17 protein-coding genes and 2 tRNA genes are annotated in these 19,525 nt (G+C 67.5%); 7 read left to right on the top strand and 12 right to left on the bottom strand.

Annotation, left to right across the window (positions count from 1 at the left end; all coding sequences use genetic code 11):
- Positions 1–9: 9 nt before the first annotated feature.
- A complete protein-coding gene (locus tag ACFVHY_RS11015; protein ID WP_058252120.1) occupies positions 10–1,017 on the bottom strand; it encodes an NAD(P)H-dependent glycerol-3-phosphate dehydrogenase in 1,008 nt (335 codons plus the stop codon).
- 145 nt (positions 1,018–1,162) lie between these two features.
- On the opposite strand from ACFVHY_RS11015, the gene cofC reads away from it, so the two are divergent.
- The 3 genes from cofC to ACFVHY_RS11000 all read left to right on the top strand — a co-directional run bounded on the left by cofC (position 1,163) and on the right by ACFVHY_RS11000 (position 5,152).
- The gene (cofC, locus tag ACFVHY_RS11010; RefSeq protein ID WP_390271684.1) at positions 1,163–1,900 is read left to right on the top strand and encodes a 2-phospho-L-lactate guanylyltransferase; all 738 of its coding nucleotides are present in this window, start codon (positions 1,163–1,165) and stop codon (positions 1,898–1,900) included.
- A gap of 73 nt (positions 1,901–1,973) precedes the next feature.
- Positions 1,974–4,172 (top strand): RNA degradosome polyphosphate kinase, encoded by a 2,199-nt coding sequence (locus tag ACFVHY_RS11005; protein WP_390271682.1) that lies wholly within the window; start codon positions 1,974–1,976, stop codon positions 4,170–4,172.
- A 44-nt stretch (positions 4,173–4,216) separates the two neighbouring features.
- Complete coding sequence (locus tag ACFVHY_RS11000) at positions 4,217–5,152, top strand: NUDIX domain-containing protein (protein ID WP_390271680.1); 936 nt, start codon at positions 4,217–4,219, stop codon at positions 5,150–5,152.
- Between the two features lie 104 nt (positions 5,153–5,256).
- On the opposite strand, the gene ACFVHY_RS10995 is transcribed toward ACFVHY_RS11000, so the two are convergent.
- The 3 genes from ACFVHY_RS10995 to leuC all read right to left on the bottom strand — a co-directional run bounded on the left by ACFVHY_RS10995 (position 5,257) and on the right by leuC (position 8,166).
- A complete protein-coding gene (locus ACFVHY_RS10995) occupies positions 5,257–5,883 on the bottom strand; it encodes an HU family DNA-binding protein (RefSeq protein ID WP_058252122.1) in 627 nt (208 codons plus the stop codon).
- Positions 5,884–6,056: 173 nt separating this feature from the next.
- Positions 6,057–6,650, bottom strand: coding sequence for a 3-isopropylmalate dehydratase small subunit (gene leuD, locus ACFVHY_RS10990; protein ID WP_390271678.1), 594 nt, complete (start codon positions 6,648–6,650; stop codon positions 6,057–6,059).
- A 52-nt stretch (positions 6,651–6,702) separates the two neighbouring features.
- Positions 6,703–8,166 carry a 3-isopropylmalate dehydratase large subunit gene (gene leuC, locus ACFVHY_RS10985; RefSeq protein WP_259937167.1) on the bottom strand — a complete coding sequence of 488 codons (1,464 nt, stop codon included), beginning with the start codon at positions 8,164–8,166 and terminating at the stop codon, positions 6,703–6,705.
- Positions 8,167–8,273: 107 nt separating this feature from the next.
- Between leuC and ACFVHY_RS10980 the strand changes: the two genes are divergently transcribed.
- Together ACFVHY_RS10980 and ACFVHY_RS10975 are read left to right on the top strand one after the other, a co-directional pair.
- Positions 8,274–9,008: an IclR family transcriptional regulator gene (locus ACFVHY_RS10980; protein ID WP_058252125.1), complete on the top strand. Its 735-nt coding sequence runs from the start codon at positions 8,274–8,276 to the stop codon at positions 9,006–9,008.
- Positions 9,009–9,068: 60 nt separating this feature from the next.
- Positions 9,069–9,566 (top strand): PPOX class F420-dependent oxidoreductase, encoded by a 498-nt coding sequence (locus tag ACFVHY_RS10975; protein ID WP_390271675.1) that lies wholly within the window; start codon positions 9,069–9,071, stop codon positions 9,564–9,566.
- Between the two features lie 130 nt (positions 9,567–9,696).
- Here ACFVHY_RS10975 and ACFVHY_RS10970 read toward each other — a convergent pair.
- From ACFVHY_RS10970 to ACFVHY_RS10950, 5 genes are all read right to left on the bottom strand, one after another.
- Positions 9,697–9,769 (bottom strand) — tRNA-Glu (locus ACFVHY_RS10970).
- Between the two features lie 54 nt (positions 9,770–9,823).
- Positions 9,824–9,895, bottom strand: a tRNA-Gln gene (locus ACFVHY_RS10965).
- An 86-nt stretch (positions 9,896–9,981) separates the two neighbouring features.
- Positions 9,982–11,460: a glutamate--tRNA ligase gene (gene gltX / locus ACFVHY_RS10960; RefSeq protein WP_390271673.1), complete on the bottom strand. Its 1,479-nt coding sequence runs from the start codon at positions 11,458–11,460 to the stop codon at positions 9,982–9,984.
- Between the two features lie 46 nt (positions 11,461–11,506).
- The gene (locus ACFVHY_RS10955; protein ID WP_390271671.1) at positions 11,507–12,331 is read right to left on the bottom strand and encodes an alpha/beta fold hydrolase; all 825 of its coding nucleotides are present in this window, start codon (positions 12,329–12,331) and stop codon (positions 11,507–11,509) included.
- The gene (locus ACFVHY_RS10950; RefSeq protein ID WP_078112922.1) at positions 12,328–13,098 is read right to left on the bottom strand and encodes a fumarylacetoacetate hydrolase family protein; all 771 of its coding nucleotides are present in this window, start codon (positions 13,096–13,098) and stop codon (positions 12,328–12,330) included. Before ACFVHY_RS10950 ends, ACFVHY_RS10955 begins: the two co-directional genes overlap by 4 nt.
- Positions 13,099–13,249: 151 nt before the next feature.
- On the opposite strand from ACFVHY_RS10950, the gene ACFVHY_RS10945 reads away from it, so the two are divergent.
- Positions 13,250–14,479, top strand: a complete 1,230-nt coding sequence (locus ACFVHY_RS10945; protein ID WP_390271669.1) for an MFS transporter — start codon at positions 13,250–13,252, stop codon at positions 14,477–14,479.
- Between the two features lie 74 nt (positions 14,480–14,553).
- Here ACFVHY_RS10945 and ACFVHY_RS10940 read toward each other — a convergent pair whose 3' ends face one another.
- Both ACFVHY_RS10940 and serA read right to left on the bottom strand, forming a co-directional pair.
- Positions 14,554–15,561, bottom strand: coding sequence for a 3-isopropylmalate dehydrogenase (locus ACFVHY_RS10940; RefSeq protein WP_065632707.1), 1,008 nt, complete (start codon positions 15,559–15,561; stop codon positions 14,554–14,556).
- Positions 15,558–17,153, bottom strand: a complete 1,596-nt coding sequence (serA, locus tag ACFVHY_RS10935) for a phosphoglycerate dehydrogenase (RefSeq protein ID WP_058252194.1) — start codon at positions 17,151–17,153, stop codon at positions 15,558–15,560. Before serA ends, ACFVHY_RS10940 begins: the two co-directional genes overlap by 4 nt.
- Before the next feature lie 340 nt (positions 17,154–17,493).
- Between serA and ACFVHY_RS10930 the strand changes: the two genes are divergently transcribed.
- Positions 17,494–18,159 (top strand): trypsin-like peptidase domain-containing protein, encoded by a 666-nt coding sequence (locus ACFVHY_RS10930; RefSeq protein WP_058252132.1) that lies wholly within the window; start codon positions 17,494–17,496, stop codon positions 18,157–18,159.
- A 104-nt stretch (positions 18,160–18,263) separates the two neighbouring features.
- Here the strand turns inward: ACFVHY_RS10930 and ACFVHY_RS10925 are convergent, their stop codons facing one another.
- Positions 18,264–19,334 (bottom strand): LacI family DNA-binding transcriptional regulator, encoded by a 1,071-nt coding sequence (locus ACFVHY_RS10925; protein WP_390271666.1) that lies wholly within the window; start codon positions 19,332–19,334, stop codon positions 18,264–18,266.
- Between the last annotated feature and the right edge of the window lie 191 nt (positions 19,335–19,525).

Below are 19,525 nucleotides of genomic sequence, written 5' to 3'. Positions count from 1 at the left end.
GGCGGGCGCTCAGTCCCGGTAGATCTCCGGCTTGGTGCTGCGGCCCAGCAGCGAATTGACCGCGTCGGCCACCGACATGCCGTCGTGACAGACCTGGTGGACCGCGTCGGTGAGCGGCATCGGCACCTGGTGTCGTTCGGCCAGTGCACGCACCGACGAGCACGACTTGACGCCCTCGGCGACCTGCCCGTTGGTGGCCTCCTGAGCCTGCGCCATGGTGGCGCCCTCCCCCAGCCGCGCGCCGAACGTGCGGTTGCGCGACAACGGCGACGAACACGTCGCGACGAGATCCCCGATCCCCGCCAGACCCGCCAGCGTCTCGATCTGCGCGCCCACCGCGACGCCCAGCCGGATCGTCTCGGCGAGCCCACGAGTGATGATCGTCGCCAGGGTGTTCTGACCGAACCCGATGCCGCTGGCCATCCCGCAGGCCAGCGCGATGACGTTCTTCGCGGAGCCGCCGATCTCACATCCGACGACGTCGGTGTTGGTGTACGGCCGGAAGTATCGCGTACTGAACGCGCTCTGCAGCGTCACCGCCCGCGCCTCGTCGGCACAGGCGATCACGGTCGCCGCCGGTTGACCCTCCGCGATCTCGCGTGCCAGGTTCGGCCCGGTCAGCACCGCGATCCGGTCGTCGGCGACACCGGTCACCTCGGCGATGACCTCACTCATCCGTAGCAGGGTGTTGGATTCGATGCCCTTGGCGAGCGACACCAGCGACGCATCCGACCCGATGTAGGGAGTCCACTGCGTCAGGTTGGGGCGCAACGACTGCGACGGGACACCGCAGACGACGACGTCGGCGCCGAGCAGGGCATCGACCGCCGAACTCGTCGCGGTGAGCGCGGCGGGCAGCGCGATGCCGGGTAGATAGTCGGCGTTGACGTGCTCGGTGTTGATCGCCTCGGCGAGTTCGGGTCGCCGCGCCCAGATCACGGTGTCGGTACCGGCATCGACCAGCACCTTCGCCACCGAGGTTCCCCAGGAACCCGCACCCATCACCGCTGCGCGCACCGCAACCTCCCACCGGGCAAGCCCAATTCCGTATTCCCACCGCCGGCGCCGGCCGGACGGCCGACCCTGCTCACCCTAGTGCCCTGCCGGGTATGGCCGACCCGGAATGTCACCGACCAGGGGTCGGTGCATCATGATGGTCGGCATGGAACACAGCACCGTCGGCGCGGGCGCCGACTCCACGGTCGTCGACGCGGGGGGCAACGAGCCCGTCGCGACGTCGGTCGCGGCCGTGCTGGCGGTCAAGAATCTGCACCGCGCGAAGTCACGACTGGCGGCGACGCTGTCCACCGCATTCGAGGGTGACGACCCCGTCGCCCGAGGTTTCCTCGTCCTGGCGATGTTCCTCGACACCGTCGACGCCCTGCGCGGCGCCGGGATCTCTCGGCTCGTCGTCGTCAGCCCCGACGACGAGGTGCTCGCCGCGGCGCGGCGCTCGGGCATGCGCGGCCTGCGGGAGTCGCCGCACCGGGCACCCGCGGACGCCGGTCTCAACTCCGCGTTCGTCGACGGTGCGCGCTGGGCGCGCGAGGCGTGGCCCGAGTCGACGGGCCTGATGTACGTGCAGGCCGATCTGCCGGCGGCGACGAGCACGTCCGTCGCCGCCGTGTTGCGCGCCGCCGGTGAACACCGCTCGAGCTTCGTCACCGACCGGGACGGATCCGGGACGGTGCTGCTGCACGGCACCGGTACCGGCGTCCCCGCTCCCCGCTTCGGTCCCGGTTCGGCGGCCGCCCACCGGGCCGCCGGCGCCGTCGAACTCGACCCGGCCGGCCGGGAGTGGGCCGACCTGCGCACCGACGTCGACACCGCGGCGGACCTGGGCGTCGCCCGCGAGCTCGGCCTCGGGCCGCACACCATCGCTGCGCTGCGTCATCTCTGACCCCGACCGCAATCGACAGGCGTCCGACTGGCGGGCGTGTACGCCGGGGACGGCGATGGGTCATCATTGGGGGGTGAGCCCCGCCGACGATGACGTATCGCAGACCGCCACGGTCACCACGACACCGATCCCGCACGCCCCGCCGGCCGCCACCCTGGTGCCCGACGAATCCGCCGACCTGCCCGAGGACCGTTACCTCAACCGGGAATTGAGCTGGCTGGACTTCAACTCCCGGGTGCTCGCACTCGCCGAGGACACCTCCCTGCCGCTCCTCGATCGGGCGAAGTTCCTCGCCATCTTCGCCTCGAACCTCGACGAGTTCTTCATGGTGCGGGTGGCCGGACTCAAGCGGCGTGACGAGACCGGCCTGTCGGTCCGGTCCGCCGACGGCCTGTCGCCCCGAGAACAACTCATGCGCATCGCCGGACGCGCGCAGACCGTCGCCGACCGGCACGCGCGCGTCTTCCTCGATTCGGTCCGACCGGCGTTGGCCGACAACGACATCTACGTGGTGTCCTGGTCGCAGCTCACCGCCGAGCAGCAGGCGCGGATGACCGACTATTTCCAGGACGAGGTGTTCCCGGTCCTGACGCCCCTGGCGGTCGACCCCGCTCATCCGTTCCCGTACATCAGCGGGTTGTCGCTGAACCTCGCGGTCACGGTCCGCGACGTCAACGAGAGCGGCGAGCACTTCGCGCGGGTCAAGGTACCGGACAACGTGAACCGCTTCATCCGGGTCGACCGGTTGTCGCCCGCTCGGGTCCCCGACGACGACAAGGCCGCCCGGAGCGCGGTGTTCCTGCCGTTGGAGAGTCTGATCGCGGCCAACCTGGGCAACCTGTTCCCCGGTATGGAAATCGTTGAGCATCACGTCTTCCGGATCACCCGCAACGCCGACTTCGAGGTCGAGGAGGACCGCGACGAGGACCTGCTCCAGGCGCTCGAGCGAGAACTCGCGCGCCGTCGGTTCGGCTCGCCGGTGCGGCTCGAGGTCGCCGACGACATGAGCGAGCACATGCTCGAGTTGTTGCTACGCGAGCTCGAGGTGGACCCCGCCGACGTCATCCAGGTGCCCGGACTCCTCGATCTGTCATCACTTTTCGAGATCTACGCGCTCGACCGCCCGCACCTCAAGGACCGTCCGTTCGTCCCCGCCACCCACCCCGCGTTCGGCGAGCGAGAGACACCCAAGAGCGTGTTCTCGACCCTTCGCGACGGTGACGTACTCGTCCACCATCCGTACGACTCGTTCTCGACGAGCGTGCAGCGGTTCATCGAGCAGGCCGCGGCCGACCCGCAGGTCCTGGCCATCAAGCAGACGCTGTACCGCACCTCCGGCGACTCTCCGATCGTCAACGCGCTCATCGACGCCGCCGAGGCCGGGAAGCAGGTCGTCGCGCTGGTGGAGATCAAGGCCCGCTTCGACGAGCAGGCGAACATCAAGTGGGCCCGCAAACTCGAACAGGCCGGCGTCCACGTCGTCTACGGCCTCGTCGGTTTGAAGACCCACTGCAAGACCTGCCTGGTGGTGCGTCGCGAGGGCTCGACGATCAAGCGGTACTGCCACATCGGGACCGGCAACTACAACCCGAAGACCGCGCGGCTCTACGAGGACGTGGGCCTGCTGACCGCCGCCCCCGACATCGGCGCCGATCTGACCGACCTGTTCAACACCTTGACCGGTTACTCCCGCAAGCAGGAGTACCGCAACATCCTCGTTGCGCCGCACGGCATCCGGGCCGGCATCATCAAACGGATCCATCGCGAGATCGAGCTGTTCCGCGACGGCGACACGCGCGCGAGAATCCAGCTCAAGGCGAATGCACTGGTCGACGAGCAAGTGATCGATGCGCTGTACCGGGCCTCGCAGAGCGGGGTACCCGTCGACGTCGTCGTCCGTGGCATCAGTGCGCTGCGGCCCGGGGTCGAGGGTTACAGCGACAACATCCACGTGCGGTCGATCCTGGGGCAGTTCCTCGAGCACTCTCGAATCCTGTATTTCGGTGCGCAGAACGAGTACTGGTTCGGCAGCGCGGACATGATGCACCGCAATCTCGATCGGCGTGTGGAGGTCATGGTGAACGTCCGTGACGAGCGTCTGGCCGGCGAACTCGGTGACATCTTCGCCTCCGCCCTCGATCCGCGGACCCGCTGCTGGGTCCTGCAGTCCGACGGGAGCTGGGTGGCCTCACCCGCCGAGGGCGAGGAGGTGCGCGACCATCAACGACAGATGATGCGGCGCAATCGTCGTCGGCCGGAGACCAGTTCGTGACCGGCACCGTCACGTAACCTTCGACCTCTACGATCACCATCGACATGGCGAAGAAGACGAATGAGGTGTGGGCCGCCGGTGGCGTGGTCTGGCGACCGGGTGTCTCCGGTTCGACCGGGAACGACGACGCCGCCGAGAACGACGATGTCGAGATCGCGGTCGTCCACCGCCCCAAGTACGACGACTGGACGCTGCCCAAGGGAAAGGCCGAGCCGGGCGAGACCCTCATCGACACGGCGGTGCGCGAGATCGCCGAGGAGACGGGCCAACACGTCGTTCTCGGCCGGCACCTGGACGACGTCCACTACGACCTCGGCGGCACCCGCAAGCATGTGCGCTACTGGTCGGCGCGCGCGCTCGACGGGGAGTTCGTCGCCGGGCACGAGGTCGACGAGCTGCGGTGGCTCTCCGTCGGCGAGGCCCGGGAGACGTTGAGCTATCCGCTCGATCGCACGATCCTCGAGGAGTTCGTGCGGTTACCCGCGGACCTGCACACGTTCCTGTTGGTACGGCACGCCAAGGCCGGCCGGCGCTCGACCTACAAGGGCGACGACCGGTTGCGACCCCTCGACAAACTCGGCCGGGCGCAAGCCGCCGCCCTCGCCCCACTGCTGATCGCGTTCGGGGCGAGCCGGGTGCACTCGGCCGATCGCGTCCGATGTGAGCAGACCCTGGAACCGCTACGCGACCGGCTCGGGGCCGAGTTGCACAGCGAGCCGGATCTGTCGGAGGAGACGTACCGGACCAATCCGGCAGCGGCGCAACGCCGGATCCTCGAACTCGCCGCCGACACGACGTCGACCCTGGCGGTCTGCAGTCAGGGCAAGGTGATCCCGCCCCTCATGGATTGGTGGTCCGAGCGCGACTCGATCCCGCTTCCCAAGGCCTCCAACCGCAAGGGCAGTGTGTGGGTTCTGTCCCTGTTCGACGGCCGGCTGGTGGCGGCCGATCACATCGCCGGGCCGCTCCCGACAGCCTGAGTCCCGCGCCCCTCCGCCGGTTGACCCCGAACACGATTCAGCCCCCGGCGGGGGAAGTACGCCGGGGGCTGAATTGTGGTCGTCGACTGCGGTTGTCCCGCAGGTCAGCGACGGGTGGTCTTCTTTGCCGCGGTCTTCTTCGCGGCAGTCTTCTTGGCCGGAGCCTTCTTCGCCGCGGTGGCCTTCTTCGCCGGCGCCGCCTTCTTGGCCGGAGCCTTCTTCGCCGCAGTGGTGGTCTTCTTGGCCGCCGTGGTCTTCGCCGGAGCCTTCTTGGCCGCGGTGGTCTTCTTGGCCGCCGTGGTCTTCGCCGGAGCCTTCTTGGCCGCGGTGGTCTTCTTGGCCGCGGCGGTCGTCTTCTTGGCGGCGGTCTTCTTCGCCGGCGCAGCCTTCTTGGCTGCCGTGGTGGTGGCCCCGCTTCCGCGCTTCACAGCCGGACCGGTCGCGGACAGCTTCTGCTTGCCCGCCACAACGGCTTTGAACTGAGCGCCCGGACGGAACGCCGGCACCGAGGTCGCGCGGACCTTGACGGTCTCGCCGGTGCGCGGGTTACGGGCGACGCGCGGTGCGCGCTTCCGCTTCTCGAATACGCCGAAGCCGGTGATCGTCACGCTCTCGCCCTTGTTGACTGCGCGCACGATCGTGTCGACGACGAGCTCGACGGCTTCAGTCGCAGTCTTGCGATCCGCGTCGAGCTTCTTGGTCAGCTCATCAATGAGCTCCGCCTTGTTCATGAGTACCTCCGCAAGCTGATCTGACCGAGTTTCGGCCAGCTACCAACACACGGTAAACGTCGAATTTGAAAACGTCCATCTTCCACGCCAATTAGGACGCCGTGTTGCGAAATGGCATGGCAGCTCACGACGGTGCCGCCGCGGCGAGATGACCCCGCCGCGGCGGTGCGGAATCAGTCCGCGAGGGTGCGCGGCTTGAATGCCGGACGCGCCGACTCGTACTCGGAAATCGCCTCTACCTGGCGCAACGTGAGTCCGATGTCATCGAGACCCTCCATCAGACGCCACCGCGTGTAGTCATCAATTGCCAACGGCACCACGAGGTCTCCGGCGGTGACCGTCTTATCGACAAGGCTCACCGTCACTTCGAGGCCAGGATTCTCCTCGAGGCGCTTCCACAGCAGTTCGACGTCGGGCTGCTCGACCTGCGCGGCCACCAGACCCGCCTTGCCCGAGTTGCCGCGGAAGATGTCGGCGAAACGCGACGAGATCACCACGCGGAAGCCGAAATCGGACAGCGCCCAGACCGCGTGCTCACGCGACGACCCGGTGCCGAAGTCGGGACCGGCGACCAGGACCGACCCGCGGCTCCAGGGCTCGTTGTTGAGGATGAAGTCGGGATCGGTCCGCCAACCGGCGAACAGTCCGTCCTCAAAGCCGGTGCGCGTCACCCGCTTCAGATAGACGGCCGGGATGATCTGGTCGGTGTCGACGTTGCTGCGACGCAGCGGGACACCGATACCGGTGTGTTCGGTGAACGGTTCCATGGAAAAAGCCCCTGTTCGAATGATGTGGCTGGGATATGGGTCGGACCGTGACTCAACCGAGATCGGCGGGCGCCGGCTGTGCGTCCAGGTCGGCGGGCGCGGACAAGGTGCCGCGCAGCGCGGTGGCCGCTGCCACTCCCGGAGACACGAGGTGCGTTCGGCCACCCTTGCCCTGGCGCCCTTCGAAATTGCGGTTGGAGGTCGACGCACACCGCTCCCCCGGGGCGAGCTGGTCGGGGTTCATGCCGAGGCACATCGAGCACCCGGCCTGCCGCCATTCGGCGCCGGCCGCGAGGAAGATCTCGCCGAGACCTTCGTCCTCGGCCTGTGCACGCACCCGCATCGAACCGGGCACGATGAGCATCCGCATCCCGTCCGCGACCCTGCGCCCCTTGAGGATGCCGGCGACCTCGCGCAGGTCCTCGATCCGCCCGTTGGTGCAGGAGCCGACGAAGACCGTGTCGACCTTGATGTCGCGCAGCGGCGTTCCGGGCTCGAGGCCCATGTACTCCAGCGCCTTGGCCGCGGCACTCGCCTTGACCTCGTCGCCGTACTCCGCCGGGTCGGGTACCGCGGCGCCGAGCGGTGCACCCTGTCCCGGATTGGTCCCCCACGTGACGAACGGGGTCAGCGAGGCGGCGTCGATGTGCACCTCGGCGTCGAAGGTGGCACCGGGATCGGTGCGCAGACTGTCCCAATAGGCAACGGCAGCATCCCAATCGGCACCCGACGGGGCATGCGGGCGGCCCTTGAGGAACTCGTAGGTGACCTCATCGGGTGCGATCATCCCCGCCCGGGCGCCTGCCTCGATCGACATGTTGCACACCGTCATCCGCGCTTCCATGGAGAGCTTGCGGATCGCCTCCCCGCGGTACTCCAGCACGTAACCCTGCCCGCCGCCGGTGCCGATCTTCGCGATGATCGCGAGGATCAGGTCCTTGCTCGTCACACCGGGCGGGAGCTCGCCGTCGACATTGATCGCCATCGTCTTGAACGGGCGCAGCGAGAGGGTCTGCGTCGCCAGGACGTGCTCGACCTCACTGGTACCGATACCCATCGCGATCGCTCCGAAGGCACCGTGCGTCGAGGTGTGGCTGTCACCGCACACGACGGTCATGCCGGGTTGGGTCAGGCCCAACTGCGGCCCGACCACGTGGACGATGCCCTGCTCGGCGTCACCCATGGGATGAAGGCGGACGCCGAATTCCTCGCAGTTGCTGCGCAGCGTGTCGACCTGGGTCCGCGACACGGGATCGGCGATGGGCTTGTCGATGTCCACCGTCGGGACGTTGTGGTCCTCGGTCGCGATGGTCAGATCCGGTCGGCGGACCGGACGACCGGCGAGGCGCAGACCCTCGAAGGCCTGGGGGCTGGTGACCTCGTGGACGAGGTGGAGATCGATGTAGATCAGGTCGGGATTGGTGTTGCCGGACGCATCGACGTCACCGGGGACGACGACATGGTCGCGCCACACCTTCTCGGCGAGAGTCAGCGGCTGGGCTGGGCTGTTGCTCATGGCTTCACTCGTTATCTGCTCGGGTTCTTCGGACTCTGCACGCGGTGTTGACGTTCTGGCTGTGTTTCGAACGTGCATCTCACTATTTGGACAGCTAGTATCGTCCTATGGGAAAGGATACCGCATCCGCGGTCAGCAGCGGAATCGGAGTGCTCGACAAGTCCGTGGCGGTGCTGCACGCGATCGCCGAGGCGCCGTGCAATCTCTCCGAACTCTGCGAACGCACCGGTCTGCCCCGGGCGACGGCACATCGACTCGCCGTGGGACTCGAGACGCACCGCTTTCTGACCAGGGATGTCACCGGCCGTTGGCAGCCCGGCCCCGTCCTCGGCGAACTCGCCTCCTCGGCACACGATCCCGTCACCGAGTCGGCTCTCATGGTCCTCCCCCGGCTCCGCGACATCACCGGCGAATCGGTTCAGGTCTATCGCCGCGAAGGTGCCGAACGCGTCTGCGTCGCCGCGATGGAACCACCGACCGGCCTGCGTGACACCGTGCCGGTGGGCACCCGCTTCCCCATGAGCGCAGGGTCCGCGGCGAAAGTCCTCCTCGCCTGGGCCGACCCTGCCACCCAGCGCGCGCTCGTGCCGGACAGCGTCTTCAGCGAGCGCGCACTGCACGAGATCCGCCGGCGCGGGTGGGCCCAGAGTGCCGGTGAACGCGCCGCCGGAGTCGCGAGTGTGTCGGCTCCCGTGCGCGACGGCAACGGTGACGTGGTCGCCGCGATCTCGGTGTCCGGGCCGATCGACCGGATGGGCCGACGACCCGGTGCACGCTGGGCCGCCGATCTGCTCGCCGCCGCCGACGCCATCCACAAACGCCTCCAGGCCGCACGTCCCTGACCCAGAGCCGTTGCACCCGGAGCGGTTCCGATGGACCCGCCGGTGGGCTAGCGTCGGGGAATGGGAGTCAACCAACGCAATCAGATCGTCATGTCCGAGGCCGAGATCGCGGAGTTCGTGGCGCGCAGCCGGACCGCGACCCTCGCCACCACCGGAGCGGACGGGAGCATCCACCTCGTGGCGATGTGGTACGGGATCATCGACGGCGAGATCTGGTTCGAGACCAAATCCAAGTCGCAGAAGGCGGTCAACATCCGTCGCAACAACCGGTGCTCGGTGATGATCGAGGACGGTGACACCTACGACACACTGCGCGGCGTCACCTTCGAGGGCACTGCCGAGATCCTCGACGACCCGGACTCGTGCCTGAAGGTCGGCATCAGCGTCTGGGAACGCTACACAGCGCCCTACACCGAAGAATCGCGACCATTCGTCGAGCAGATGATGAACAAGCGCGTCGCCGTCCGGATCCGTCCGTCCCGCACCCGTTCCTGGGACCACCGCAAGCTCAGCATCCCCGAGATGCCGGCCTCGGGCACCACCGCCGAATTTCTCTGACCGCAGTCCCGGCGCAACACCTTCCGACCCTCGTCCGTGGTTCGGTGTGATCATCGCAACACGGACGAGATGGTCTGTCGCGCAATGAAAAACACCCTCCCCCTGCATCGCAGAGGAAGGGTGTTTCTCGTAGCCCCGACGGGATTCGAACCCGCGCTACCGCCTTGAGAGGGCGGCGTCCTAGGCCGCTAGACGACGGGGCCATGGGAACTTCCGGCGATCAAGACCTTAGCACGGTCTCGATCTCTTTCTGTCCGCTGGGGTACCAGGACTCGAACCTAGAATGGCGGTACCAGAAACCGCTGTGTTGCCAATTACACCATACCCCATTGGCTTGGTTCTCCTTGCGGAAAACTGCCGAGAAAGAGAGTATCAAAGGGTTACCGCAAGTCCACAAACGTGCAGCTCAGCGGCACTATTTGGCTGCGATCTCCCGTGCCGAGGCCAGCCGCGCGAGCGTCTTGTCGCGACCCAGGATCTCCATCGATTCGAAGAGCGGCGGACTGACCTGGGAGCCGGTCACCGCCACGCGTACCGGACCGAACGCCTTGCGCGGTTTGAGCCCCAGATCGTCCACCAGCGCAGCATTCAGTGCGTCCTGCAGTGCGGCGGTGATGAAGGAGTCCAGCGACTCGACCGCGGCGATGGTGGCGTCCAGGACCGGCACCGCGTCGGCGCCCAGGTTCTTGCTCGCCGCCTTCTCGTCGATCGTGAACTCGTCGTCGGAGACGTAGGCGAAGGAGATGAGGTCCCACGCGTCGCCGAGGACCTGGATACGCGTCTGCACGAGTTCGGCCAGAGCCGCGAAGGTCTCGTCGTCGGCGCTCTCGGGGAGCTTGCCCTGCGCGACGAGATACGACCGCAGCCGCCCCGTGAAGTCGGCGACCTCGAGCATCCGGATGTGCTCGGCGTTGATGGCGTCGGCCTTCTTCTGATCGAACCGTGCGGGGTTCGAGTTGACCTGTCGCACATCGAAAGCCGCGATCATCTCGGCCAGGCTGAAGACGTCGACATCGCTCTTGTAACCCCAGCCGAGCAGCGCGAGGTAGTTGAGCAGACCCTCGGGGATGAAACCGCGGTCGCGATGGTGGAAGAGGTTCGACTGGGGGTCGCGCTTGGAGAGCTTCTTGTTGCCCTCACCCATCACGAAGGGCAGGTGCCCGAAGGCCGGCACGGCGTCGGCGACGCCGATTCGGATCAGCGCGTCGTACAGCGCGAGCTGCCGCGGAGTCGACGACAGGAGATCCTCGCCGCGCAGCACATGGGTGATCTTCATCATCGCGTCGTCGACCGGGTTGACCAGCGTGTAGAGCGGATCGCCGGTCGCACGGGTCAGCGCGAAGTCGGGAACGGTACCCGCCTTGATCGTCGTCGTGCCGCGCACGAGGTCGTCCCAGGTGAGGTCGGTGTCCGGCATCCGCAGGCGGACAACGGGTTTACGTCCTTCGGCGAGGTAGGCCGCACGTTGCTCGGGCGTCAGGTCACGATCGAAGTTGTCGTACCCGAGCTTGGGGTCGCGTCCGGCGGCGCGGTGCCGGGCCTCCACCTCTTCCGGGGTCGAGAACGCCTCGTAGGCCTCGCCGGCCTCGAGAAGGCGGGCGACGACGTCGGCATGGAGTTCCCGCCGCTCGGACTGCCGGTAGGGACCGTAGGGTCCGCCCACCTCCGGCCCCTCGTCCCAGTCGAGACCGAGCCAGCGCAAGGCGTCGAGGATGGCCTCGTAGGATTCTTCGCTGTCTCGCGACGAGTCGGTGTCCTCGATGCGGAAGACGAAGGTGCCACCGTCGTGCCGGGCCTGCGCGAAATTGAAGAGCGCGGTCCGCACGAGTCCCACGTGGGGAGTGCCGGTCGGGGATGGACAGAATCGGACGCGAACGGCCTCACTACTGGTCATGAGGCTCAGCGTATCGAAGCCGACCGCCGCCCCCGCACGCCCGCCGTCAGGCCCGGTGGCGCTCGCAGAACTCCACCAGGACCCGGTTCACCTCGGCCGGCTGTTCGAGATAACCGAAATGACCGGCCCGCTCGATCTCGACGTACTCCGCGCCTGGAATGGCTTCGGCGACTTCGCGCGCCAGCTTCGCCGGCAGGGTCCGGTCGTCGGCGAATCCGACGACCAGCGCGGGCCGGGTGATGCCGCGGTACGCCGCGAGACGGTTGGACTCCTTGTTGTGGAGTTCGAGCTGTGCGCGGACGCCCGGGGTGATCGTCTGCGGGGAGAACCCGATGATGTCGAGCCAGTCTCGCGCGGTGCGGTCGTCGTCGAGCGTGTGCGGCGACAGGTTGAGATGCGCGGTGATGGCGGCCTCGTACTCCGGTGGCAGCTTGATCTTGTTGTCGTAGAGGGCCCGCTCACCGGCCGAGATCGCTTCCTGCAGTGGGGTGTTGCGGCCGTACGTCGCAACCATCACCGCCGCCTTGACCACGTCGGGGCGGGCCAGCGCCAGCTCCTGGGTGATCCGGGCACCCAACGAGGTGCCGATCACGATCGCCGGACCGCGGCCGAGGTGTTCGATCAGAGCCGCGGTGTCGCCGACCATGTCGTCGAGCGTGAAACCCTCGGCGCACTCCGACGACGGTGCGACACCGCGGTTGTCGAACGTCACGACGGTGAAGCCGGCTTTCACCAGCGCGGGTTCCTGATGCGCCTTCCAGACGCGGCCGGGACTTCCGGTTCCCATGACCATGACCACGAGCGGGCCCGACCCGGCGAGGCTGTAGGAGATGTCGATCCCGTTGACACGGGCCGTGCTGGGAGCTGTCACTTGTCCACCACCGGGTTGGAGAGCGTACCGATACCGTCGACGGTCACCGAGATTCGTTGACCGGCCACCATGGGCCCGACCCCTTCCGGGGTGCCCGTGAGGATCACGTCGCCGGGCAGCAGGGTCATCACGCGCGAGATCCACTCGACGATCTCACCGACGTCGTGGAGCATCAGCGACGTCCGGGTCCGCTGCTTGACCTCGCCGTCGAGTTCCGTCACGAGTTCGACGTCCGACGGATCGAGCGCGGTGTCGATCCACGGACCGAGCGGACAGAAGGTGTCGTACCCCTTGCCGCGGGTCCACTGACCGTCGGCCTGCTGGTGGTCGCGGGCGGTCACGTCGTTGGCGACCGTGTATCCGAGGATCACGTCCTTGGCCTGCGCGGCCTTCACGTCCTTGCACGGGCGTCCGATGACGGCCGCGAGCTCTCCCTCGTAGTCGACCCGTTGCGACGACGGCGGACGCACGATGGGTACCTCGGGGCCGATGATCGAGGTGTTGGGCTTGAGGAAGATCACCGGGTCGGCCGGCGCCTCGCCGCCCATCTCCGCCGCGTGTGCGGCGTAGTTCTTGCCGATGCAGATCACCTTGCTGGCGAGGATCGGCGCCAGCACCCGGACATCCGCCAGCTTCCACGACCGGCCGGTGAACGTCGGCGTACCGAAGGGATGTTCGGCGATCTCCTTGACGACGGCGTCGTCTCCGTCGCCCTCGACGGACACGAAGGCCACGCCGTCAGGACTCGCAATTCGACCTAAGCGCATGTCCAGACCCTATCGCACCGCCGATCCCACACGTTGGGAGACGAGTTGGCGGACGTCGGTGCCGGTTTTACAATGTGGTCACACTGTTTCATATATTGAGATATCCAACCCCGGTTCTCCGAGTCCGGACAGACAGCGAGGTGAGTAGACCATGACCGATGTCGACGACATCACCACTGCCCGAAGGTGGATCATCCTCGGGTGCTCGCTGCTCGCCGCGCTCACCACGACTTGTGTGGTCAGCGGTGTCGCCTACCTGATCCCCACGCTGCACACCGACGCCGGACTCACCCTCACCCAGGCCTCGGCGCTTGCCGCGATCCCGACGGTCGGACTGATGGCGGCGACGATCCCGTGGGGAATCCTGTTGGACCGCTACGGCGAACGACGGATCCTATTGCTGTCGCTGTCGATCTCGCTCGCCGGCGCGACCGGGGCGGCCGTCGCCGCGTCAGCCGATGCGTCCTATGCCGTCGTGGGTGCCGCGCTCTTCGTGGGTGGTCTCGGCTCGGGTGCGGCGAACGGGGCCAGCGGCCGCATCGTCGTCGGCTGGTTTCCCGCACACCAGCGTGGGACTGCGATGGGCATCCGGCAGATGGCACAACCGCTGGGGATCGGCGTCTGCGCTCTCACCATGCCGGTTGTCGCAGCGAGTTCGGGACCCGCTGCGGCACTGGCGATCCCAGCCGTGGTGACTGCTGCAGGACTCGTCGCGGTGGTCGTCGGCATCACCGATCCGCCGCGTCGGCCGGCTCCCGCGTCGACGGTCGGCAACCCTCCCCCGCGCACGAATCCCTACCGCGACAACTCTTTCCTCGCACGCATCCACATCGTCAGCATGCTGCTGGTCATCCCCCAGTCCATGCTGTGGACCTTCGTACCGACCTGGCTGATCGTCGCGCACGGGTGGTCACCGGCCGGCGCCGGAACCCTGATCACCGTGACCCAGATCATCGGTGCACTGGGCCGGATCGTCGCCGGACGGTGGTCGGACGCCTGGATGTCGCGGATGCGACCGGTCCGCGTGATCGCGGTGGCCGGTGTCGCCGCCATGTCCGCGCTCGCGATCGCCGACTGGTTCGACAGCCCACTCGCGCCCGCGCTCATGGCGGTGGCGAGCGTCATCTCGGTGGCCGACAACGGCTTGGCGTTCACCGCCATCGCCGAGTACGTCGGACCGGAATGGAGCGGCCGCGGACTCGCCGTACAGAACACCGGCCAGTATCTGGTGACCGCGGCGACCACACCGCTTCTCGGAGCACTCATCGCGACCGTCGGTTTCCCGATCGCCTTCGCCGCGACCGCCCTGGCACCGCTTATCGCGACGCCCCTGGTCCCGCGCGACCGGATGCGAGAACCCGATGAGCTGGTCGACGCCTGAACCCACCACCAACGGACGAACCCGCCACCGAATCGGTGGCGGGTTCGTCCCTTGCTGGTGAATATCCCTGCGAACTACAGCCGTTCGCGGATACGCGCACCGATCTCGGAGGTGCTGAACGTACCGCTGCGCTCGGCGAGGTCGTCGGCGACTGCCTTCTCGATCCGGGCCGCGGCGTCGTCGTCGCCGAGATGCTGGAGCAGGAGCGCGACCGACAGGATCGCGGCCGTCGGATCGGCCTTGCCCTGCCCGGCGATGTCGGGTGCCGAGCCGTGCACCGGCTCGAACATCGACGGGTTGGCGCCGGTGGCGTCGATGTTGCCCGACGCGGCCAGCCCGATACCACCGCTCACCGCGGCGGCGATGTCGGTGATGATGTCGCCGAACAGGTTGTCGGTGACGATCACGTCGAAGCGGCCGGGGTCGGTGACCAGGTAGATGGTCGCCGCGTCCACGTGGCAGTAGTCGGTGGTCACGTCGGGGAACTCGGCGCCCACCTCCTCGACCGCGCGACTCCACATCGACCCGGCGAAGGTCAACACGTTGGTCTTGTGGACCAGCGTCAGCTTCTTGCGACGCTGCTGGGCACGCTGAAATGCGTTGCGCACGACGCGTTCCACACCGAACCGGGTGTTGACGCTGACCTCGGTGGCGACCTCGTTCGGGGTTCCGACACGGATCGCGCCACCGTTGCCGGTGTAGGGCCCCTCGGTCCCCTCCCGCACGACCACGAAGTCGATGTCGGGGTCGCCCGCGAGGGGCGAGGAGACACCGGGGAAGCGGCGCGACGGCCGCAGGTTGACGTGGTGGTCGAGCGCGAATCGCATCGTCAGGAGCAGACCGCGCTCCAGCACGCCCGACGGCACGGACGGATCGCCGATGGCGCCCAACAGGATCGCGTCGTGACGACGAAGCGACTCGAGGTCGTCCTCGGTGAGCAGCTCGCCGTTGCGGTGGTAGCGGCGTGCGCCGAGGTCGAACTCGGTGGTGCTCACCGACGGTACGACCGAGTCGAGGACGCCCAGCGCCTCGCCGATGACCTCGGGACCGATGCCGTCGCCGGCGATGACTGCGAGTTTCATGCGAGGTCGACCTGTTCGATGAGGGTTGCGCTGACCGCGTCACCGATCGCGGCGACGACCTCGTCGTCGAGGACGCTGCTCACGCGCAGCATCATGGTCGCGCCGCCGCCCTCGGCGTCCTGCGACAAACCGGCCGCCAGGATGTCGATGCCGGCGTTCCCGAGCAGCGTTCCGATCTTGCCGAGGGAACCCGGCTGGTCGGCGTAGCTGACGATGAGGTTGTGCCCTTCGGCACGCAGGTCGAAGTTGCGGCCGTTGATGTTGACGATCTTCTCCACCAGGCGCGGACCCGACAGGGTGCCCGAGACATTGTGGGTCGAGCCGTCGGCGAACACGGCCTTCACGTCGACCACGCTGCGGTGGTTGGGACTCTCCGGCGCGGTGGTGACCTCGCTGGTCACGCCGCGTCCCTCGGCGACCGCGGGGGCGTTGACGAAGGTGACCGGCTCGTCGAGCACTGCGGAGAACAGGCCGCGCAGCGCGGACAGGCCGAGCACGTCGACGTTGTTCGCGGCGAGTTCACCCCGTACGTCGACGACGATGGAGGTCGGCGGCTCCTTGCTGATGGCCCCGACGAGCACGCCCGCCTTGCGAGCGACCTCGAGCCACGGTGCGACCTCTTCGTCGACGGCGCCCCCGGTGATGTTGACGGCGTCGGGGACGAAGTGACCGGCCAGCGCCAGCCGGACGCTCTTGGCGACGTCGGTGCCCGCGCGATCCTGCGCCTCGCTGGTCGATGCGCCGAGGTGGGGCGTCACGACGACCTGCGGCAGCTCGAAGAGCGGCGAGTCGGTGCAGGGCTCGGTGGCGAAGACGTCCAGGCCGGCCGCGCGGACCTGACCGGAGTTGATCGCGTCGGCCAGTGCCTGCTCGTCGATGAGACCACCGCGGGCCGCGTTGACGATGACGACGCCCTTCTTGGTCCGGGCGAGCTGCTCGGCGCCGATGAGACCGAGGGTCTCCGGGGTCTTCGGCAGGTGGACGGTGATGAAGTCGGCGCGCTCGAGGAGTTCGTCGAGGCTGACCAGCTCGATCCCGAGCTGGGCCGCACGAGCCGGCGACACGTAGGGGTCGTAGGCGATGATGTGGGTTTCGAAGGCTGCCAGCCGCGCGGCCACCAGCTGGCCGATGCGGCCGAGTCCGACGACACCGACCGTCTTGTCGAAGATCTCGACGCCGTTGAACGACGAACGCTTCCAGGTCTTCTCGCGCAAGGTGGCGTCCGCGGCCGGGATCTGGCGCGACGCGGCCATCAGCAGCGCGACGGCATGCTCGGCCGCGGTGTGGATGTTCGAGGTCGGGGCGTTGACGACCATGACGCCGCGCTCGGTCGCGGCAGGCACGTCGACGTTGTCCAGACCGACACCCGCCCGGGCGATGATCTTCAGCTTCTTGCCCGCGTCGAGGACCTCGGCATCCACGGTCGTCGCGGAGCGGACCAGGATGGCGTCGGCGTCGACGACCGCCTCGAGCAGCTTGGGACGATCCGGGCCGTCGACCCATCGCACCTCGACACCGTCACCGAGTGCTTCCACGGTGGACGGCGCCAGCTTGTCGGCGATGAGTACAACCGGGCGGCCAGCAGAGCTCACAGTCATTTCTCCAGGTTCGGGGAGTGCGGTTTCACGAACGTCGGTATGGAGTGTCGGTGACGACTCCGTACGACAGCTTAAAGGTGTGGTAGGTGCCGTCGAGCATGCGGTCTACCCCGAAACGAGAGCCCTGTCCCCCGGCACGAGTAGAGTGTGACGCGCATTACGGCAAACTCGCGCGGCGCATCACAGAAGTGTTGCAAACCGACCGCGGCTCGATCCCACGCCGCCGTGCGCGCGTGGGGCGCCCGGTACGGTGTGCTTGCCGCCCATCGCGAAGTTCCCGACGGGCGGCGATGCCCGTGATCAAGAACTGGTAGACCCGAGAAGTGGAGTGCGGATGACGAAGAAGCTGACAGTACTGTTGGCGGTTTTGGCTGCGACGGTGCTGGCCGGCTGGGGAGGGGGCGTCGCGGTCGCCGCACCGGCGAAGATCTTCATGGGAGGCGGGTCCGGAATCCTGGTGCTCAAGGGCGGCAACTCGGCCGCGGCCTGCACCCTGACCACCATCGGCCGCTCGAAGACCAACAAGCTCATCGGGGTCACCGCGGGACACTGTGGCACTCCCGGCCAGAAGGTCTACTCCGAGACGTTCCAGGACCGCGGCCAGGCAGGCACCATCACCTACACCGCGCCGGATCTCGACATGGCGATCATCGAACTCGACGCCTCGCGAGTCGTGCCGCTGCGCACGGTCCGCGGCGTGACGATCCGCTCGGTCGACCAGGCGCCGCTCGCCTTCCCGACCATCGCCTGCAAAGAAGGCCGGACCACCGGCAACACCTGCGGCATCGCCTGGTTCTCCGACGGCGACGTGCACGTCAGCCAGATGTGCGTCATCGAAGGTGACTCCGGTAGCCCCGTGGTCGTCGGCGACCGGCTGGTGGGCATGGTGAACGCCTACTACTTCCTCGGTTGCCTCGGCCCCGAGACCGGCACCAACATCCAGCCGATCCTGAAGCGGATCGCTTCGCTCGACGCGTACAAGGGATTCCGGGTCGCCTGACGACTCTGGGTCCCACCCCCACCGACGCCCCGGATGGTTTCCCTCCGGGGCGTCGTCGTGTCCGGGGTGACGTACGCGACGCCGCTGCGTGTGGTGTTCGCCCGTCAGGCCTCGACGGATGACGGCTCGCCCGCCTGCTCGCTCACGGAGGTGCTGCTCGATCGGATGATCAGCTCGGGCTCGAGCACGACCGACTCGGGCGTCCGGCCGCCGATGACCTCGAGCAGCAAGCCAACCGCTCGTCTGCCCATCTCGTGCATGGGCGACCGGATCGTGGTCAGTGGGACGGCCCCACCCGCTGCGATGGGCGTGTCGTTGTAACCGACGAGTGCAACGTCATCGGGTACCCGAATCCCGCGATCGCGCAGGGCCCCGAAGGCTCCGATGGCAGCGAAGTCGTTCGTCGCGAAGATGGCATCCGGCACCGACCCGGTCTCCAGCAGCTGCTCGACCGCGGCACGACCGCCGGCCGGGTCGAAACCCGAATAGACGATACGGTCGTCCGGGATGTCGACGCCCTGTTCGGCGAACGCGGTCACGATGCCGTTGGTGCGGTCACGTGCGGTGGACGCGAACTCCCAGCCGGCGAGGACCGCGACATCTCGCCGCCCGGTGTCGTACAGATGCCCACCGACCAGCCGTCCGCCCTTGACGTCGTCGACCGTCGCCGAGGGATAGTCCCCCGCCGTTCGTGACACGAGCGCGAATTTGACTCCCTCCGAATAGATCTCGTCGAGGAAGTGGTGATCGAGATGAGCGTCCCCGTAGATCAGGCCATCGACACGGCGGTCGATCATCATGCGGGTCCGCGAGCGTTGATTATCGGGCTTGTCCAGTGAGTTGGTGACGAAGGTCGAGAGTCCCGACTCGTAGGCCGCCTCCTCGACTCCCTCGTAGATGGTGGCGAGTACGTAGTCCTGTAGCCGCGGTACGAGTACGCCTATCAGTCCGGAGCGACGGGTCCGCAGGCTCGATGCCTGGGGGTTCGGGGAATAGCCGTGTTCGGAGGCGAATGCGCGTATCCGGGCGACAGTGTCGGAGGACCCCCAGCGGAGCGCGGCGTCGCCGGGCGTGTTGAGCACCCGGGACACGGTTGACGGGCTGACCCCCAGTTCGGTGGCGATCATGCGGAGTGTCAGCGGCCCCCTCGCCGTCCCCTGTACTGGCTTTCTCAACCCGGCCCTCTCTCGTCGATGGCCCACAGCGTACCCAACGACTTCTGTTACGTCGCGATTTACACAAACGTTTGGCGGAAGTTACACAAACGATTGCGTCAAACGTTTGGGTTGTGCTTCACTTCACGTCATGCACGTCACAGTCATCCGAATCGCTCCCGCCATCGGGGGCCTCACCACACCTTCGAGCC

This window comes from Gordonia sp. NPDC127522 (genome assembly GCF_042672305.1).
Taxonomy (GTDB): Bacteria; Actinomycetota; Actinomycetes; order Mycobacteriales; family Mycobacteriaceae; genus Gordonia; species Gordonia hongkongensis.
Note: the sequence above shows the minus strand (reverse complement) of the source record. Positions and strands in the feature narration are given on the sequence as shown.

Bases quoted from the DNA above. Each gene is read 5' to 3' on its own strand.
- cofC (WP_390271684.1), top strand. From the start codon at position 1,163: ATGGAACACAGCACCGTCGGCGCGGGCGCCGACTCCACGGTCGTCGAC.
- ACFVHY_RS11000 (WP_390271680.1), top strand. From the start codon at position 4,217: ATGGCGAAGAAGACGAATGAGGTGTGGGCCGCCGGTGGCGTGGTCTGG.
- ACFVHY_RS10995 (WP_058252122.1), bottom strand. From the start codon at position 5,883: ATGAACAAGGCGGAGCTCATTGATGAGCTGACCAAGAAGCTCGACGCG.
- leuD (WP_390271678.1), bottom strand. From the start codon at position 6,650: ATGGAACCGTTCACCGAACACACCGGTATCGGTGTCCCGCTGCGTCGC.
- leuC (WP_259937167.1), bottom strand. From the start codon at position 8,166: ATGAGCAACAGCCCAGCCCAGCCGCTGACTCTCGCCGAGAAGGTGTGG.
- ACFVHY_RS10980 (WP_058252125.1), top strand. From the start codon at position 8,274: ATGGGAAAGGATACCGCATCCGCGGTCAGCAGCGGAATCGGAGTGCTC.
- ACFVHY_RS10975 (WP_390271675.1), top strand. From the start codon at position 9,069: ATGGGAGTCAACCAACGCAATCAGATCGTCATGTCCGAGGCCGAGATC.
- gltX (WP_390271673.1), bottom strand. From the start codon at position 11,460: ATGACCAGTAGTGAGGCCGTTCGCGTCCGATTCTGTCCATCCCCGACC.
- ACFVHY_RS10950 (WP_078112922.1), bottom strand. From the start codon at position 13,098: ATGCGCTTAGGTCGAATTGCGAGTCCTGACGGCGTGGCCTTCGTGTCC.
- ACFVHY_RS10945 (WP_390271669.1), top strand. From the start codon at position 13,250: ATGACCGATGTCGACGACATCACCACTGCCCGAAGGTGGATCATCCTC.
- ACFVHY_RS10940 (WP_065632707.1), bottom strand. From the start codon at position 15,561: ATGAAACTCGCAGTCATCGCCGGCGACGGCATCGGTCCCGAGGTCATC.
- ACFVHY_RS10930 (WP_058252132.1), top strand. From the start codon at position 17,494: ATGACGAAGAAGCTGACAGTACTGTTGGCGGTTTTGGCTGCGACGGTG.